This window comes from Pedobacter psychrodurus, from assembly GCF_004331735.1.
In the GTDB taxonomy this organism is placed as follows: domain Bacteria; phylum Bacteroidota; class Bacteroidia; order Sphingobacteriales; family Sphingobacteriaceae; genus Pedobacter; species Pedobacter psychrodurus.
This window is the reverse complement of the sequence record NZ_SJSO01000003.1, coordinates 43,812-62,615: the sequence shown is the minus strand read 5'-3', so window position 1 is coordinate 62,615 and position 18,804 is coordinate 43,812. Positions and strand designations below refer to the sequence as shown.

Genomic DNA, 18,804 nt, shown 5'->3' with positions numbered 1-18,804 from the left:
TTAAAAACCTGCATAAATACCAAAGGTGTAGGTACGTGATGATGGATATCTTCCATTATCTACCCCTGCCGATTGCGCATTCTGGAACCTGGAGCCTACTTCCGGATCGTAACCCGTATAATCCGTAATGGTAAACAGATTGGTCACATTGCCATATACCCTCAAATAACCAAGTTTTACCTTTTGAACGATTTTAAACGGCACACTGTAACCCAGCACCAAATTTTTAAGTCGTAGGTAAGATCCGTTTTCGATATACCTCGAAGAAACCCTGTTGTTGCCATTCAATGTTGAAGTTGAAATCCGTGGAACAGTAGTATTTGGATTGGTGATATACACATTATTAATGTCTGTAGCACTTCCGCTAGGGTCTTTTAAACCGATACGGGCATAATCGTTAACCGATTGCAACAATCCAAAACCACTCTGAAGATCTTCGTTTGTACGTTTTAACTGGTTAAAGATTTTGTTGCCATAGTTTCCATTGAAAAACACCGTCAGATCAAATGCTTTGTATTTAAAAGTATTGGTGAAACCATATTGAAATTTCGGCAATGGCGAGCCCAGATAAGTCAAGTCTTTACTGTCGATTACTTTATCTCCATTTATATCCCTGAACTTAATATCGCCAACCCAAACTCCGTTTACACCAATGGTACCCTGGTTTGCACTGTTAGTTAAATCGGCGCCATCTTTAAATACGCCATCGGCGATGTAGCCATAAAACTCACCGATTGACCTGCCTACGGCAACCTGCTGAACGATGTCGGTGCCCAGATATTGTGGCAGATTGGTATTTTCGGTAATTAAACTGGTTACCTTATTTAAATTCCTAGATAAGGTAATGTTGGTTGTCCAGCTAAAATTTTTGGTTTTAATATTTGTAGCATTCACACTGAATTCGATCCCTTTGTTTACGATAGAGCCAATATTTTTAGTGGGTGCGTTTAGTTTTGCAACCGTAAACTGATCCTGAGGTGTAGTACCCGAATAAAGCGGTAACGATAAGCTATTTAAGAGGTTATCGGTATTTTTATAATAGGCATCAACAGTAAACTGCAATCTATCTTTAAAGAAACTGGCATCAATACCTACGTTTGATGATTTGGTGGTTTCCCATTTGGCATCTGGATTAGGTACATTATCCAACAGTACACCAAGGCCTAAAGCCGTTTGCGTAGTGCGGTAAGAGGTTCCGTAAACATAATCGGCAATGTTCTGGTTGTTTACCAGTCCATAACCTACACGGAGCTTAAGATCACTGATAAAATCAACCGATTTTAGGAAATTTTCCTGCTTTAAACGATAGGCTAAAGCTACGGCATAGGTAAAGTTCCACCTGTTATCTGGCGAAAATTTTGATGACCCATCATACCTTACCGTAGAGGTTAAGGTATATTTATCATTATAGGTAAAATTGAACCTGCCATAATAAGAATCGATGGCCTGTTGACTCTTGCCACTGGTTGAAGTCGCTTTTGCTGGATCGCCCAGGTTCAGTTCCGAATTTGTGGTCTGAAAATAGCCCGTTGCAGTAGCATCAACAAAACTGCTGGTGTTTAAACGCGATTCGTGACCCAATGTACCGTTAAGCTTATATTTTGAAGCAAAAGTGTGGTTGTAAGTTAAGTAGGTACGAAAGGTATTGTTATTATAAGCTGTGGTCCCCCTACGGCCAAAACTATTGGTTTTAGGGAACTGACCAAACTGATATGCTGGCTCAAACTGTTCGATCTGTCCAAAATTATAGTTTACGGCAATCTCGTTCCTCAATACAAAATCTTTCAGAAAGGTAATATCAGCAAAAGCACTTCCATAAACTTCACTCCGCGTCCTGGTATTGGTGTTGATTTCGGTTAACGCAAATGGATTGGTTAAGGTAAAAAGCGGACTTGAAGGCCCACCATAAGAACCATCAGGATTTACAACGGCAATATCAGGTGACTGTCTGATGGCCAATTGCACTAAATTACCATCTTGGTTGTTGATGTTTTCGTTAATGCGGTTTCCAGAGATATTGGCAGAAAGTTTTAACCAGGTAGTTGCTTTGGTTTCTACATTCAGCCTAACATTGTATCTTTTAAAATCAGATTTTACCGCAATCCCATCCTGCGAAAGGTAACCTGCATTGAGGATGTAAGTTGTTCTTCCATCTCCCCCATTTACCGATAGGTTATAATTTTCTACGGGTGCTGTTCCGAAAATGGCTTTTTGCCAGTTTGTGCCAGGTCCTAGCACAGATGGATCTGCAAATAATGGATTAGGCACTGCGCCGTTCAGCACATCCCTCACATTTCTAAAGGCGGCATATTCCGGAAGTTCCATCACTGGTAAATATTTTGGCAGCTGCTGTATCCCGTAAGAGGCATCTATACTCACTTTAGGAGGACCTGATTTTCCCTTTTTTGTGGTTACAATTACCACACCATTACTGGCCTGACTACCGTAGATAGCCGTTGCGGAAGCATCTTTTAAAATATCGATACTTTCTATATCGGAGGGTGAAATGGTTGCCAGCGGATTGGTGCCTGGGCTACCACCTGTGTAAATGGCTCCATTAACATCACCACCGTAAAAAACCCCATCCACTACATACAAAGGTTCCTGGTTTCCACCTAAAGTAGAAACTCCCCTGATCTGTACCGAAATACCACCACCAGGCTGACCAGAATTGGTATTGATTACCACTCCGGCTACACGCCCCTGCAAAGCCTGGTCAAAGGTTGTTGCTGCCGATTTTGCGATATCATCTGCCCGTATGGATGATACCGAACCGGTGAGGTCTTTACGTAATGCTGTTCCGTAACCTACCACTACAACTTCGTCAAGTTTATTGATTGAGGTAACCAGGCTCACGTTAATCACATCCTGACTGCCTACGGTTACTTCTTTCGCTTCTGCCCCGATGTAACTAAATACCAGTACATCGCCTGTGGCTACTTTTACCACAAAATTACCTGTCCCATCGGTAATGGCCAATTGTGTTTTTTTTCCTTTTAAAGAGATGCTTACCCCTGGAATAGCATCTTTAATATTGTCGCTGCTGGTTACTTTACCACGCACTGTTTTTTGAACCGCCTGCCCAAAAACAGCCGAACTGATGTGAATAAGTGTGAAAAGAAACATCAGCAACACAATTCCTGTTTTGTTTAATGTCCTCTTCATCTTTTTAGTTTTGTAAATAATTGTCTCATAAATCTGGTTAGTTAAAATTTGGTTATTGTTTGTTTGCCTGTATAGCGTATGGTCTTATCCGGTGTTTGATTAAAATTTAATGTTTTTGCCTTTTTAGGCGTGATGAGTATGATGTTGAATGTCCTGTTTTCAACCATTCCCTTAAATGTCCCCTTACGGTCGGCGATGGTTAACGTTTTGGCACTCTCGCTGTAAGTAAAATTGATGGTGGAAAAAGCACCTTTTTCGTAGTTGTAGTTTAAACCTTCATCTTCGTAAAGATTAAATTCTGCATCTTTTCCTGCGTACACATAAAGTGTAATTGGATCGGCAGGTTTTTCGGCTGTATATTGAATTTCAGGTCCATAAGGGATAATTGCACCTTCTTTTACATAAACCGGCATCTGGCCGTAAGGTGCTTTAGCGTTGATAGTTTGCCCCCCCTTAACATAAGCGCCAGTATATAAATCATACCAGCCATTTAGTTTTGGCAAATACACCTTTCTAGTGGTAGCCCCATATTTATACACAGGATTGATCAGCAGTGAAGGACCGAACATATACTGATCGGCAATATTTTTAACCTGTTCGTCTGTTCCATAATCCATGATCAGACCACGCATAATGGTGTAATCGTTTTGGTAGGTATTTCCAGCTAAAGCATAGATATAAGGCATTAAGCGGTAGCGCAGCTTGTTGTAAAATAAGATGCTTCTGTAGGCAAGATGATCTGCTGGAGCAATATTGTATACCTCACGCAACGGAAATTGGCCATGTCCCCTAAATAATGGAACAAATGCACCAAACTGGTACCATCGGGCATTGAGTTCTCTCCATTCAGCCAGATCTGCTGCATTCGGTTTTTCATATCTGCGTTCTACCGAGAAACCACCGATGTCCATGGTCCAGTAAGGAAGACCAGACAATGAAAAATTGATCCCTGCAGAAATCTGCGATTTCATATCTTCCCAGCGTGAGGCAATGTCACCGCTCCAGGTAGCTGCCGCATAACGTTGCAGACCGCCGTAAGCAGATCGGGTCAAAATAAATACCCTATCGTTCGCATTTGCTTTCCGCTGTCCTTCATAAACACCTTTCGAATTCTGAAGTGGAAAAGCATTGAAATATTTAGCGGCAGAGCCTAAAAATGTTGGCGTCATCAGCTGTTTTCTTTCTTCAATAGGTAGGTTGGAATGTATATCCGGTTCGGTAGCATCCATCCACCAGGCATCGATTCCTTTTTTGTAAAGCGTTTTGTTCATCAGATCCCAGAACAGACCACGGGCCTCGGGATTAAAGGCATCGTAAAAAGTAGATGGATAGCCCAGCCAATCTTTTCTTCCATCGGCAATATTGCGTTTATACAAAAATCCGTTTTTGTTCATCAGATCGTAATTTGCATTGCCGGTGTAAAATTTGGGCCATACCGAAATCATCAAACGAGTGTTATAAGTATCGTGCAGGGTTTTGATCATCGCATCGGCATCCGGGAAACGGCTTTTATCAAACTCATGCGTTCCCCAGCTATCAGGTCTCCAGTACTGCCAATCGAGCACAATATTATCGATCGGGATTTTACGGTCTCTAAATTCTTTCACCACGCCCAAAAGCTCATCCTGGGTTTTGTACCTTTCTCTGCTCTGCCAAAAACCCATGGCCCACTTTGGCATCAGCACCGCTTTACCTGTAAGCGTCCTGTAACCACCAATCACCTCATCGGCGTTTCCCCCCGATACAAAGTAATAGTTGATCTCGTCGCCTACCTCTGAAGAAAAAGCATATTGATCTTTTTCGCCTTCTGGGATCGGTGTTAAACATTTTATCGCCAGGTAAGATTCTGCACCATCAGGAATCCATTCTATTTTAATGTCGTATTTTTTATCTTTTTGCATTTCTGTTTCCACAACAGCCGTGCCTGGGTTCCAAGCCTGTCTCCACTTATCCACAAGCATTTCTCCATCAATCCAGATTTTAATATAACCGGCATATTTAACATGGAAATGTTGCAAGCCACCATATCCCGAAGAGATTTTGCCTTCCCAGCTCACCTTTCCATTAGCCATTTTAAAGCTGTCTGGAAATTTTTTCATGTCACTTAAAAAAGAATAATCAATATCCGATTCGGCTCTTATAATTGTTGCTGCATTTTTTTTCTGATCACTATAGGTAGCTGTCAACCAGCCCTGATCGCCTTCTTTAGAAAACAGGCGCAGACTTGATATTGGTTGATAATCCCGCACATCGCCCACTTTGGTGATGGAGTAATTATCCCAAAGGATACCATATTTTTTACTGCTCAGTAAAAAAGGAATCGCTACATCGGTATTGTTTTGAAGAAGCAAAACCTGTTTGCCCTTATAATTCATCATATCGTCCTGATGTTGTCCTAAGCCATATAGTGCCTCATCATTTGGAGAATTAAAAACCTGCGTAATCTGATAGCCTGCTTCTCCATCGTTAGAAACGGCTTTGAACGATCTTCCGCTTTGTACTTTTTCTTCGAGTATATTTTTTCCGTTTAATTCCTGGTATCGAATCTGACCTGAATGAATATCTACCTTTACCAATAATGATTTAGTTTTAAGTATAATTCCGTCTGCATTTTCAGTAACCGTCCACTCAGGTTTCGATTTTACCGGAATAACCATTAAACTGGGTTCGAGTGAAAATTTATCGGTTGGTGTAATTACTGCATGGATAATCTGATCGGTGATTACTTCTATTTTTACCTGTTTACCGATAGCCATATCATTAATGCTCGGATGTACAATGATTCCATTATCTGTTTTTTGATAATGAACAGTCTGCGCAAAACAGCATACCGGAAAGGTGAATAAAAATACTACTGTATTTAGGAAGGAATGTTTTCTCATAAAGCTTATTTGGCATTTGGTTGTTAACCGGCTACCTGGAATATTTGGTTTTTTTAATAAGCTAAAGGTAAAGGGCTATCGAAATAAGCGTGGTATGCAAATGTTTAAGAATAGGTATGCAAATGTTAACCCGACATAAAACACCCTATAAAACAGCATTTTACCAAAACAAAGAACTTACTTTTTAATCGATTTTTGGGCGATATATACCGATGGTAACATGTTAAACTCCTGTTTAAAATACTTGGTAAAATATTTTGGGTTGTTGAAACCAACCTCGTAAGCAATTTCGGAAATGGTTAACTGCGATTTTTCTAAAAGCTGGGTCGCTTTTTTGAGGCGGTAAAAACGGATATATTCTACCGGAGATTTTCCGGTTAACAGCAACACTTTTTTATAAAGACTTACCCTGCTCATGTTCATTTCCTGGCTGAGCTGATCTACAGAGTAATCGGCATTGGAAACATTGGTTTCAATCAGCGCCGAAAGTTGCCGCATAAATTTTTCATCAACAGATTCTATTTCATCTACTTTAGGATTAATATCAACCTGCTTTTTATATTTTATCTTTGAAGATGCCAATTGTTTGAGCTGGTTTTTGATTTTGAACAGCAAAATTTCAAAATTAAAAGGTTTCATCACATAATCATTGGCTCCGGTTTCCAGGCCAGAAAGCTGTACCTCTTCTCCAGTTAGGGCAGTCAGCAAAATTACAGGTGTATCTGCTGTACGGGCATCCCCTTTAATTTTTTTACAAAGATCGATACCATTCATTTCGGGCATACTGATATCGCTCACCACCAGATCGGGATGAACCGACAAAACCTTTTGCCACCCTTCTTTGCCGTTAGCAGCTTCGTAAATTTGATAAAATTCGTTCAAATTATCTTTTAAATAGAACCTAAAATCATCATTATCTTCGACCAGCAGGAGCACAGGCTTTTTATTTAATCCAGAAACGTCAACAGGATTGCTTTCTTCAGTTATGTCTCTTAGCGGCGGCTTAACTGTAAAACTGAGCTTGCTGTTTTCTACTATGGTTACATCTGCCTCATCAAAAGGGATTTTGACGGTAAAGGTAGATCCTACCCCCACTTTACTTTTGGCCCAAACCTCTCCACCATGCATCCGCACAAATTCTTTGGTAATGGACAAACCTATCCCGCTGCCCTGATTAACAAGTGAACCTGGGATATCGCTCTGAAAAAAGCGGTCGAATATCCGGTTCAGCTTATCTTCCTCGATCCCAATCCCATTATCGCTGACATTTATTAAAAGACAGGTTTGATTAGATGTATTTATCGTTGAGCTTAATAAAACAGTAACGGCTCCACTTTCTGGTGTAAATTTAAACGCATTGGAAAGCAGGTTGAATAGTATCCTTTCTATTTTATCATAATCAAAAGCGGTAATCAAACTGGCAAGCTCTGATTCAAAATGGAATTTAATATTTTTCTTTTCTGCTATATCGGTAAATGAATAAGTTAAGTCCCTGATGAAATCGACAACATCGCCGAGTTTATAATCCAGTTTTAACTGCTGCACTTCCATTCTTCTAAAATCCAGCAGCTGGTTAACCATGTTCAACAAGCGTCGTCCATTTCTGTGGATCATCTGCATCTGCTGTTTTTTCCCTTCATCGGCAGTTTGTTTGATCAGTTTTTCCATTGGGGTGATGATCAGCGACAGCGGGGTACGAAACTCATGACTTACATTGGTAAAAAACTTGATTTTCATTAAATCCAGATCGTGCATGCGTTTTGCCTCGTGACGTTCTTGCTCCAATGCAAATTTCCTTTTTAACTTTTGGATACCGCGGTGCCTGATCAGGAAAAGTATTCCACCAGCAAATGCCAGATAAAGCAAATAGGCTAAAGGTGTTTTCCAAAATGGCGGCAGTATCTTGATGGAAATTCTTTTCTCGTTCGGAACCCAATCGCCGGCCGAATTGGTAGAAGAAACCCTGAAAACATAAGATCCAGGATCGAGATTGGTATAGGTTGCCCGCCTTAAATTGCCCGAAGGCTCCTGCCAGGTTTTATCAAAACCCTCGAGCATATACCGGTACTTGATTTTATCGGGATTAAAGTAGTTTAATGCAGTAAATTCGATAGAAATTACATTGTGCTTGTGGTTTAAAGCTAGATTTGGCGTACTGTTTAAGGTTTTTTCCAAGATAACCTCGCCATCCATTTCTTCATCAACAGCAACACTCTTGTTGGCAATCTGCAGATCAGAAAGGGCAATTTCAGGTTGGGTATGGTCAGTTCTGATGTCTTCAGGCTTAAAGAGATTAAAGCCATTAGCACCTCCAAATATCAGCTCGCCATTTTTGGTGATATAGGCCGAGTTAACATTAAACTCTCTACCCTGCAGGCCATCCTGCTGATCGTAATTTCTAAAAGTATAAGACAGACCCTTAGCCGTCTTTTTCACTTTGATAAAGGTTAAGCCTCCCGTAGTACTTACCCAAAGATTCTTATTTTTATCTTCAACTATATTCAGTGTATTGTTATCAGAGAGGCCGTTATCAACCCTAAAAACCTCAAACTGGTTGTTTTTTGGATTATAGCGGTTCAATCCATCTCTGGTGGTTACCCAGATATAACCATAACTATCGGCCAAAATATCGTACACATTGCCATTGCTGAGTGAGTTTTTGAGGTGTGGCTCTGCATTAAAATGCTTGAATTTACCCGTTTTTTTCTCCCAAAAATCTAAGCCGGATGAAGTACCGATATAAGCATTGCCATATTTATCTTTTAATAGCGCAGTAATAAAGTTAGAACCCACACTATTTGCAGACGAATAGGCCTTATAATGCGAAAAAACACCATTTGAACGATCGAGCACATCAACACCTGCCCCTAAAGTGCCGATCCATAGTTTTCGATCATCTCCTTCAATAATATCCCATATCCGATCATCACCAATACTATTAGAATTACCTGGATTGTGGCGATAATTTTTAAAATTCTGTCCATCAAAACAATCCAAACCACCGAAATAAGTCCCTATCCATAGTTTTTTGTTATCATCTATAAATAAGCTTACCACAATATCGTTACTGATGCTGTTTGGATTATCGGCCTGATGCCTGTAGCTTTTATAAGTTTGTGTTTTTCGGTTGTAATAAATCAGCCCCTGTCCGTTGGTACCGATCCATATATTACCCTTGTCATCCTCCACAAATCGGTTTACATCATCATAGGGCAAACTCCGGCTATCAGACGCCAAATGTTTGAAAAGCGGAAATTTTATAATGTTTTTATGATAGTAAGAGATTCCTTTTTTAAAAGTCCCCACCCAGATAATCCCTTCATTATCCTTATAAAGACTTACAATACTATTCTGGCTTAAGGTTTTCGGATCATCCTCCCTGTTTTGCACATAACTTATCTTAAGGGTTTCTTTATTTAAAATATTGATTCCGCCGTGGTCGGTACTGATCCAAATCGTACCATTTTCATCCTGGATTACCCCAGTTACCAGGTTATTATTTAGACCACCTGCTTTTTGGCTCAGGTACTTAACCGCATTAATTTCTGGGCGGTAGTAGGTTAATCCTTCCTGATCATTGAAACTCCAGATAAAAACCGCCCCGTTATTGTCGATAAAAAAGCGCATGGGTTTAAAAGCAGCTTTATCTTTTAACTTAAAGCTGTAATACCGTGCTTTAATCTTTATGGTATTAATATTTAAACGTTCGAAAGATTTATCGGTATGTAAAACATACATATCGCCATTAGAATCGCTTTGAATATGGGTAACGGGTGCTGAACCCAGCGCATTTGGATCAAGATCTGAACATTTTAAATGAATTGTTGTTTTTTTAAGAGCATGATATACAAATACGCCCTCAGCACCTGCATTGAACCAAAAATTACCAAGTTTATCTTTTTTAGTGCCGGTTATTTTTGTGCTTGATATACCAAGTTTTTTAAAGTGAGCTGCAATATCGTGGGTAAACTGCTGTTTTTCCAGATCAAAAATATTTAAGCCTGCCCGGGTATCGATCAGGAGTTTCGCCTCAGGCAGTTCACTTATGCCATTTATAAAGTCATCGCTTAACGATTTTGAATTTCTGGCATTGTGTTTAAAAACCTTAAACTGATAACCATCATAACGGTTTAGGCCAGCCATGGTACCGAACCACATATAGCCTTGTGTATCTTTGTAAATGGCGTTTACCTGATTGTTGGAAAGTCCGTTGGATAGATCAAGTCTCGAAAATTGCAATTGCGTCTGCTGTGCATAAGCAAATCCACAAATAAACAATAAGATCAGGATGATTTTAAAGCGCATTACAAAAAAATACTTGGTTTGGGTAAGGTGTATGCAATGTAACAATAAAACCACGCAAACCCATAAAGAGGTTTGTTAATTCTAACTTTCTCCTATTCTGAAGGCAATGAAGAATCTACGACCGATGAAACTCAAGCCGCTAAAATGCACTATATCCCCTTAAGTGTCATTCTGATCCGATAGCTATCGGATGCAATGCAGAATCTATAACCGATGAAACACAAACCATTAAATTGCAACAGTTTCCTATTTGTGTGTTCATTAAAGAAATAGTGCTACTAGGTAACAGATTCTTCGCAGCGCTCAGAATGACAAATTTATTACTAATATTACACGGTAATTAAACTCTAACAGTTTAGTTATTTTTAACGGTAAATACATATTCACCAGAACCTACCTGAATTAACTTTCTACCCTCTTTCAAATCATTAGAAGCGATGGTTTTTCCATTTTGGGTAATCTGCGAATTGGCCATTGCGGGCAGATAAATGGCAGCACTGGCATTCGCTGGTATCAAAGTCCTTAACTCAAATGTTCCGTTAACATGCTTCCACTCACTTTTGATTAGTCCATATGGTGATACATACTCGGCCTTTGCGGCATTTACGTCACCTACCACTTCTGGCCGGATATCGATCTGACGAAAACCCACTGAATGTGCTGCCGGGCGGATTCCGGCAAGACCACTATAAAACCATTCCATCAAGTGTCCGAGCATAAAGTGATTGTTAGATGCATTTTCTGCCCCCTGCCATGATTCGGTAAGTGCAGTGGCTCCCTTGGCCAACTGATAACCATAACCAGGAACGTCAGAACGGTTGTTCATATCATAAATTACATCCGAGCGGCCAGCATCATCAAGCACACGGAGCAGGTAACGGTAACCAATATCGCCAGCGGTTAAGGTATTTTTTCTACTCTTCAGCTCCTTTACTATATTTTCCACAACCGCAGTTTTATTTTCAGGTTCTACCAGCCCCATGTAAACCGATATTGCATTTGCTGTTTGACTTCCGCTTGCATACTGTTTGGTTTTATCTTTAAAAAACGCAGCATTATAGGCTTGTTTAACTTTAACAGCCAATTCTTTATAAGCATCGGCCTCTATCGGTTTACCCAATAATAGGGCAATCTTCGTCATTAGTGTTAAATCGTAGTAATAGGTAGCGGTGGCCGTTACACCATTGGGGGTAAGCTGCGAAGGGCCGGGTTCTTTAGGCCCAATATCATACCAATCGCCCAATCCGTGAGAAAGGATGTGTTTCTTCGCTTTGGTTTCCAGATAAGCTAAATACCGCTTCATCATGGGATAAGCTTCTTCCAGTACATCTTTATCTCCATACCACTCGTACATATACCAGGGCATAATGATCGAATTGCTTCCCCATTCTGGCGAATCGCGGAAAGGACCACCAAACCTTGCATATTCCGGAGCTGTACTGGTTACCAGGCCTTCGGGAGTTTGCGCGTTTATCATATCCCTAACCACCTTTCGGCAAAGACTTGCAATATCATAATTATAACGGATAGAAGGTCCTACCAGATGTGCTTCTTCCAACCAGCCCAACTTTTCGCGATGCGGGCAATCGGTAAATACACTTGAGGTATTACTTCTGATGGCCCAATCTATTAATTTATATGTTTTATTAAAAAGTTCATTTGAGCATGAAAAAGAACCAATTGTTGCGGCCGAGTTTCGGGTGTGAAGACCAAAGACCCCAGTTACCACTGGCAGATGATCTGGATTTGGCTCTCCCTCGGGCACTGCGCCCTCAATCTGTATGTACCGGAAACCGTAATACATAAATTGAGGTTGCCAGCTTTCTGATCCAATACCTTTAAGGGTATACTTAAAGAAAACAGGGGTACCAATTGGCTGGGTAGTGATGGTTCCATCACTGGCCAATAATTCGGCAGGTTTCATGATCACACTATCTCCAGCTTTTCCCTTCACAACCAATTTTGGGATACCTGAAGCATTTTGCCCTAAATCATATACCCATATACCCTTTTTAGGTTGACTGATCTTTTTTGGTGCGAAAGTATCAAAAATCTTAAGTGCCGTTGCCGTTTGTGAAGTGAGTTGTTCCGGTCCATCAACCACTAGCGCATGCTTCCAGGATACATCATTAAAACCGGGCATTTTCCAACCAGCCTGTTCAAGCAAAGCATTGTAATCTTCTCCACCATAAATACTCGAATAGGTTACCGGACCCGGGGCAGCCTTCCATGAGTTATCGCTAATGATATTCTCTGTTGAGCCATCAGTAAATTCGAGCACCGTGCGCAAAATCATTTTTGGGTAGCCATAAGCCAAGGTCAGCTTATGATAACGTTCGCTGGGAACATAGTAGAAACCGTTTCCTAACATCATTCCAAATGCATTCGTACCCTGTTTTAAAGCTTTGGTAATATCAAAAGTCACATATAGTGCGTGTTTTTCGTATTCTACCCATCCGGCATCCAGAAAGTGATCACCAACCTTATTGCCATTTAAACTAAGTTCAAAATGACCAAGGCCAGCAACATAAACTGTAGCTCTTTTTATTGCTTTTTTAACAGTAAATTCCCTTCTTAGTATAGGAAGAACTTTGTTCTTTACCAGGTTATTATCTCCCTGTGCAGGAAGAAAACGTTGCGCATCAGCCAGGCGTTCATAAGCGATCCAGTTGGCGCCCTTCCAATTGCCTAACACACTCATTTGCCAATTAGCCGGCAAAGACCATGATGAGGTATTTTTGTGGTTATCCCAAACCATCACCTTCCAATAATAAACCTTGGTTGGTTGTAATTTGGCACCATCATATTTAACCTGGATAGAAGCATCAGAAATCATTTTTTTACTGTCCCATATATTGCCAATATTTTTCGCAAGCAATTCGATATTATCTGCAACCAAAACACGGTAGGCCGTTTGCATTACATTTTGCTGCTGCGAACGCAACTGCCAGCTCAGGCGTGGATTGAGTGTTTCGATACCGAGCGGATTTTCCCGGTATTCACATTTCAATCCTGTTACCTTTACCTGAGCATAAAGCTGGGTAAGTAAACAGGTTAATCCTAACGTAATCAGCATTTTTTTAATGTTGGCAATAAAAGCAGAAATTTGTCTCATGATACAAAATGCGGATAGTGTCTTTATCTTCCCAAGTTAGGGAAATTAAGTTATTTCCAGCCGTCTGAGTTTCAGTTTGGTTAGTTAACGAACATTTAGCTGTCCGTTCGGTGATAAATTTAGTAATTAAAAAGCACCACAAAATATATGATCTGATAATTCAAATACACATTTTGATCATTGCTGAGTGATCAGTTAATTAAGATCGGTAAATAACATTTCGATAGCGTAAAACTACACCTTGAAAACATTGAAAAGGCAAACGATTACCTAACTTTTGTCCATTGAAAACGTAGGAATTAGACCAATTACTAAAATCGCTGCATTTTTTACTACTTAATAGAGATCTGTTGTATCTTAGACAAAGAAATGAGTAACTGCTACATCTTTAAAAACAGGAACATAGCCAGAACTTGGTTAAGCAATACATATATACTAGTGCTAACCATTACTATTTTTTCTTGCAAAAAAGAAGCTAAAGAAGATGTCAAAATTGACCTTAGAACCGAACTTTTAGTCAGATTAAATCAGTTAAGAGAAAAAGGCTGTACCTGTGGCATTGATATCATGCCTCCGGCTCCAAGGGTAACCTGGAATACCGCACTTGAAAAAACCGCCGTACTACATGCGGAAGATATGCAGAGCCGAAACTATTTTAGTCACATTACACCAGAAGGTATTCCTGCAATACAGCGTTCAAGAGCGCAGGGATATACAGGAACAGATGTTGGAGAGGTTATTGCCAAAAATTTTACCAGCGCAGATACGGTAATGGCAGCGTGGATAGCGAGCGAAAGCCACTGCAAAGCCATGATGGATACCGCCTACAATGAAGTAGGTGCCGGCAAAGCTGGCACCTACTGGGTAATGGACTTAGGTAGAAAAAATTAGTGCGCCTGTTTAAAAAATCAGTTTATTTAATTAATTAAAGGATACAGTATAACTGTTCACTCTGTGGTCTCTTCCACCGGCTGTACTAGTTACCTCGAAACCGAACTGTACACGGTCTATCGTTTCGTTCCCGATCCAGTTCAGATCATTTTTAAGGTAATTCATAATATCTTTGATGTTAACATCGCCCGAGGTAGAATTACTGGTACGCAGGAAAGAAAACACCTGTTTACCACTCGAACTAATAGGGCCTTTATATACATTCCACGTATGTCCACCAACAGTTTTGTTATATACGTTTACTTGCGCCACTCCGCCTGGATATGAACTGGCTATCGGACCAACATTACCTCTGTAGTTCATCCAAAGCATAATCTCATATTTATCATTGTTCGTCCAAACATCATAGTCAGCACCCCACGATCCGTCAGCAGGCACTGTGACATCATAATGAGAGGTAAGGCTATTCAGACTGCTTAACACGCGCTGCACTTTGCGTTCAGAATTGGGATAAGACTTTATACCCGAGGTATTGGGGTGGTTAGACCAAATCCCCCAAGTATTTCCATTGTTCGCCCATATACTCTGATAACCCGGGTTAGATCCCCATACATTATTAAACACAGTGTACGGCGTGTAAACTTTGCTGGTGTAATTGGATGTACTATTATCTGAAGTCCAATCAGCTTTTACCTGTCCCGGCTCATTTATTGAATTAGGTTGTTCTTTCTTGCAGGCAGTAAACAATAGCATGGATACTGCAAGACTTGTTAAAATTTTTCTCATAATCGGTTAGAATTTGGCTAGTAATTTTTTCTATCCAAATGTATTTACAAAATGACACCAGCGTAGGTACACTTTGTTTACAATTAGGTAATCAATTGTTAAATAAAATCAAAACAGATTACGCAAAGGAAATTGATATACTGTCCAGATCAAATTAAAACTTTAATAACATTACACGTATATTAACTCATAAAGTAAACATGAATAATGTATTTTGAGTTTGGGCTAAGAAGTTCGCTGCTGCTAATCTTTTTCACCCATCTATTGGTCTATGCATTTCTTTTCTGGAAAAGGGGCCTGATTCAGCTACACCTTTCCGATAAACTGCTTGGCACCTTCTTTTTTCTATCCACAAATCAGTTTTTCGCTGTTTGTCTCATTTTTATTTTACACAAAAAGTATCTCCTTTAAATATAATGACGAAAAAAGGGATGAAACATATCTAATCTTCAGACATTAAATAAAGTTTAGCTAACCTTTATGCGTACAGGTCCTTTTATAATATTCACATCAATTGGGGTTCCTTTTTGAGTTATCACTATTTTACCTTGATTATGCAAATCAATAGCAACATCAAGAACATCTTTCATATGCTTTCTCCAGTCACCAGGGAATAGTATTCGAGCAATTTCGGATGGGCAGGTACTTTTCTCTGTCCCACGGTGGGTGGCGATAGACAAAATAGTTTCCGATATGACTGTGTGTTCCATCTTGTAATAACAAACAAACACAATAATTGCTTGGAAATGTGTTAATATTTGTTGCGACTATACTTTGAAAAATTTCATTTCAGGTAATATTCATTATTGGCACAATAATGGCTCCGTGAATAAAATATGAAACATAGCTACTTTATTTTCGCAATATCAATTATCCTTTTAACCAGCTCATGTTATACTTCGAGGACTGCCGGAAATAGTGGAAAAGTTCCTCCCGGACAAGCAAAAAAAGGAACTGGCGCTAAATCTGCCAAACCTTTTGCTCCAGGCCAAAGAAATAAGCATTAGTTAAGAAAATCGAAATCTTAACAAAGTCTTGATTTTGAACACTTACATAGGGCGGATTATTAAAGGTCAGATTAGTTTGCAGCAATGCTGTTAGGATCGCTGCCAATGGTCTGCTCAACATGATCACCCACTCTGCCAGATAACTAATTTAGGATGACATGCTCAACTTTGCGTAAGCCTTAACCACATTTAATTTATTATTTGGCAATAAAAAATCCCTATAATTGTTATTAAGGAGAACTATGAGCAAAGTATTTACAATCACAGAAGGGCTGGAGAATTTAGGAGCACTGCGAACGGGCGGACAGGGATCGGTATATAAGGGAAAGCGAATGGGTGCAATTTACTCCGCAGTAAAATTAATTCCTACTCCAATCCACACCGAGGACCGTGACGATAAAAATTACCGTAATTTTGAAAACGAGGTATCAAAGCTGCTAAAGGTAAATGAAAATCCCAGTCCGAATGTTGTAAAAATGCTCAGTTTCGGCATAACAGAAAGCGGATCCTTCCCATTTATAGAGATGGAATACATAGAAGGACCTGACCTTTGTGAGCTGCTTCAGCCCCCGCATCAAAAGATATTCACGCTAAACGAACTCATAAAAGTGGCACGACACCTCGCTGCCGCCCTTGAACACTGTCATAAACTTGGTGTAAAACATGGTGATGTTAAGAGCAATAACGTTAAATATAATGTGCACACAGCCAACTATGTACTACTCGATTTTGGACTGGCCATAATGAGTGAGGAGCAGCGGAGAAGCAGCATCCGTCATGCGGGTGCAGTGGAGTTTATGGCGCCTGAACAAAATGAAGGCAAAATGCTCTTGCAAACCGATGTTTATAGTTATGGCATAATCTTATACGAATTACTTGGAGGTGAAGTCCCCTTTCCCCTGCCTGGAAATAGCGATACCGGACGTAATTTGGTAATGATCGGTCACATGGAAAACGAAGTACCAAACGTAGTTGACCTGCGCAAAACAAACTTACCCGCGAGCTGGACTGATGAACAGAAAACCAGGGAAATGCAGGTTCCCGATTGGCTTTTAAAGCTTATCGATAAATGCCTGCAGAAAGATCCCATGCGCAGATACAGCGATGGAATGGCCTTGCATGAAGCAGTGGTTAGTGGAAGCTTATCAGGCATAAAATTACCGATAGACAATGCCGCTATGGATCTGCTCAAAACTGAGAACGAAGCTCTCCGTAAACAGGTATTAGCGCTAGAAAATGTAGAACAGAGCCCAGATAAAAAAGGTATATTGTTGCCTCATTTTGCATTCGCCTTTTTGATCATATCAATTATCGGATTGATGGCTTTTCTGGGTTATTCCCAATTTGGCAGCAAACCACAGGCACAAGAAGTTTTACAGCCCATTGATTCGATACCCACCGCTGTTGATACACCCATGCTTGACAGAAAGAGATTAGCGAATCAGCGCAGGCTGGCTGAAGCAGCAGCAACAAAGCGGATGGTGGATAGCGCAATCAATGCAGAGATCAAAAAAGCGAGAGATAAAGCGGCCGATAGCACAGAAGACCTTAAGCTCGATACTTCGGCGAGCCCTATAGAGTTTTAATTATAAAAACAATTCCCTTAACCGCCACATAGGCACCGTAACTTATGGAAACAAAATCAAATTTCTGGCAGCGTATCGGTATTCAGGATTGGTTTCTAACTGATGAAAATAAGAGCAGTGACCAGAAAGCACCGCAACTTACACCGGAAACCATTTATAGCTTTATCATTGATAAATTTAAGGAGTCTATCAGGGAATTATCATTTGCCGATCGCATCGTTTTTTATCATGAATTCATTATCACCTTTAACGCTGAAGATTATCGGGCATTTGTAGATAATAAGCAGGGGATTTTTGGCTTGATCGTACAGGAAACAGTCAAAAAATTCTACGAGATTTTAAGAGAATACCGGCAAGCGGGCAAAACAGTAGAACCATCAGGCTCGAAATGGGTATTCCGACTGGTATCGCATCCAGATTACGCAAGGGGCGACAAGGGTTTTATCGGAAAACTGCTACCGGGCAACAATCAAAAATCAGAAAACCTTCGTGTAACATTTATTCCCCGTCAAACCGGTATTGCGCAGACATTCGATATCAACAACGATATTTTGAAGGGTTTCACTTATTACAGTGAAGGTTATATGGAAATCCCCTACGATGCTCAATTGGAATATGTTGATAATAATACTGTTCCATCCTCGAACCAGGCCGTTATCGCCCGGTTGGAAGCCATTATACCCGACAAGCAGTTTTCGGGCAAAAAAATCGAGTTCCTGATTAAAACAGAAGATACTATTGTTTCGGGAAACGAGGATGAACGCGAAGATTCCAATATTTTCAAGATCGCCTCAGAATGGACCAACTCACCACATCTGCACATCCGCTATAACAAAGCAGACGGGAATTTCTATTTAGCTTCTTTTGGCGAACTTACTACCTTGAATGAGGTTTTGGTACAGCGCAGCGAAATTAATTCACCGCAGTGGGTTTCTTTGCCGCTGAACTCCAGGATGCTGCTCAACGGTATAATCGGCATAAATCTGTTCAAATCCTAAACTATGTCGCAGCTGCTATCAATTCTATTGTTATCATTGGCCGTTGCGCTGATGATCGTTCATTTTAAA

Annotated in this window: 10 protein-coding genes; 4 read left to right on the top strand and 6 right to left on the bottom strand. The window is 40.2% G+C overall.

Annotated features, from left to right (window positions below):
* The 4 genes from EZ456_RS03890 to EZ456_RS03875 form a co-directional block, all read right to left on the bottom strand.
* The gene (locus EZ456_RS03890) at positions 1–3,165 is read right to left on the bottom strand and encodes a SusC/RagA family TonB-linked outer membrane protein (RefSeq protein WP_131527492.1); all 3,165 of its coding nucleotides are present in this window, start codon (positions 3,163–3,165) and stop codon (positions 1–3) included.
* A gap of 41 nt (positions 3,166–3,206) precedes the next feature.
* Positions 3,207–6,047 carry a TIM-barrel domain-containing protein gene (locus EZ456_RS03885; protein ID WP_131527490.1) on the bottom strand — a complete coding sequence of 947 codons (2,841 nt, stop codon included), beginning with the start codon at positions 6,045–6,047 and terminating at the stop codon, positions 3,207–3,209.
* Positions 6,048–6,224: 177 nt separating this feature from the next.
* Positions 6,225–10,352 carry a hybrid sensor histidine kinase/response regulator transcription factor gene (locus tag EZ456_RS03880; protein ID WP_131527488.1) on the bottom strand — a complete coding sequence of 1,376 codons (4,128 nt, stop codon included), beginning with the start codon at positions 10,350–10,352 and terminating at the stop codon, positions 6,225–6,227.
* Between the two features lie 355 nt (positions 10,353–10,707).
* A complete protein-coding gene (locus tag EZ456_RS03875; RefSeq protein WP_225876458.1) occupies positions 10,708–13,467 on the bottom strand; it encodes an alpha-L-rhamnosidase in 2,760 nt (919 codons plus the stop codon).
* Between the two features lie 369 nt (positions 13,468–13,836).
* On the opposite strand from EZ456_RS03875, the gene EZ456_RS03870 reads away from it, so the two are divergent.
* Positions 13,837–14,358 (top strand): CAP domain-containing protein, encoded by a 522-nt coding sequence (locus EZ456_RS03870; RefSeq protein ID WP_131527486.1) that lies wholly within the window; start codon positions 13,837–13,839, stop codon positions 14,356–14,358.
* Between the two features lie 30 nt (positions 14,359–14,388).
* Here EZ456_RS03870 and EZ456_RS03865 read toward each other — a convergent pair whose 3' ends face one another.
* Both EZ456_RS03865 and EZ456_RS03860 read right to left on the bottom strand, forming a co-directional pair.
* Entirely contained in the window at positions 14,389–15,144 is a 756-nt protein-coding gene (locus EZ456_RS03865) for a GH12 family glycosyl hydrolase domain-containing protein (protein WP_131527484.1), read from the bottom strand.
* Between the two features lie 467 nt (positions 15,145–15,611).
* Positions 15,612–15,854, bottom strand: coding sequence for a DUF3253 domain-containing protein (locus tag EZ456_RS03860; protein ID WP_131527482.1), 243 nt, complete (start codon positions 15,852–15,854; stop codon positions 15,612–15,614).
* A 126-nt stretch (positions 15,855–15,980) separates the two neighbouring features.
* Between EZ456_RS03860 and EZ456_RS25025 the strand changes: the two genes are divergently transcribed.
* The 3 genes from EZ456_RS25025 to EZ456_RS03850 all read left to right on the top strand — a co-directional run bounded on the left by EZ456_RS25025 (position 15,981) and on the right by EZ456_RS03850 (position 18,735).
* Positions 15,981–16,151 carry a hypothetical protein gene (locus tag EZ456_RS25025; RefSeq protein WP_165501233.1) on the top strand — a complete coding sequence of 57 codons (171 nt, stop codon included), beginning with the start codon at positions 15,981–15,983 and terminating at the stop codon, positions 16,149–16,151.
* Positions 16,152–16,393: 242 nt separating this feature from the next.
* On the top strand, positions 16,394–17,737 hold the full coding sequence (locus EZ456_RS03855) for a serine/threonine protein kinase (protein ID WP_131527480.1): 1,344 nt from the start codon (positions 16,394–16,396) through the stop codon (positions 17,735–17,737).
* Between the two features lie 44 nt (positions 17,738–17,781).
* A complete protein-coding gene (locus EZ456_RS03850) occupies positions 17,782–18,735 on the top strand; it encodes a hypothetical protein (protein ID WP_131527478.1) in 954 nt (317 codons plus the stop codon).
* Positions 18,736–18,804: the final 69 nt, after the last annotated feature.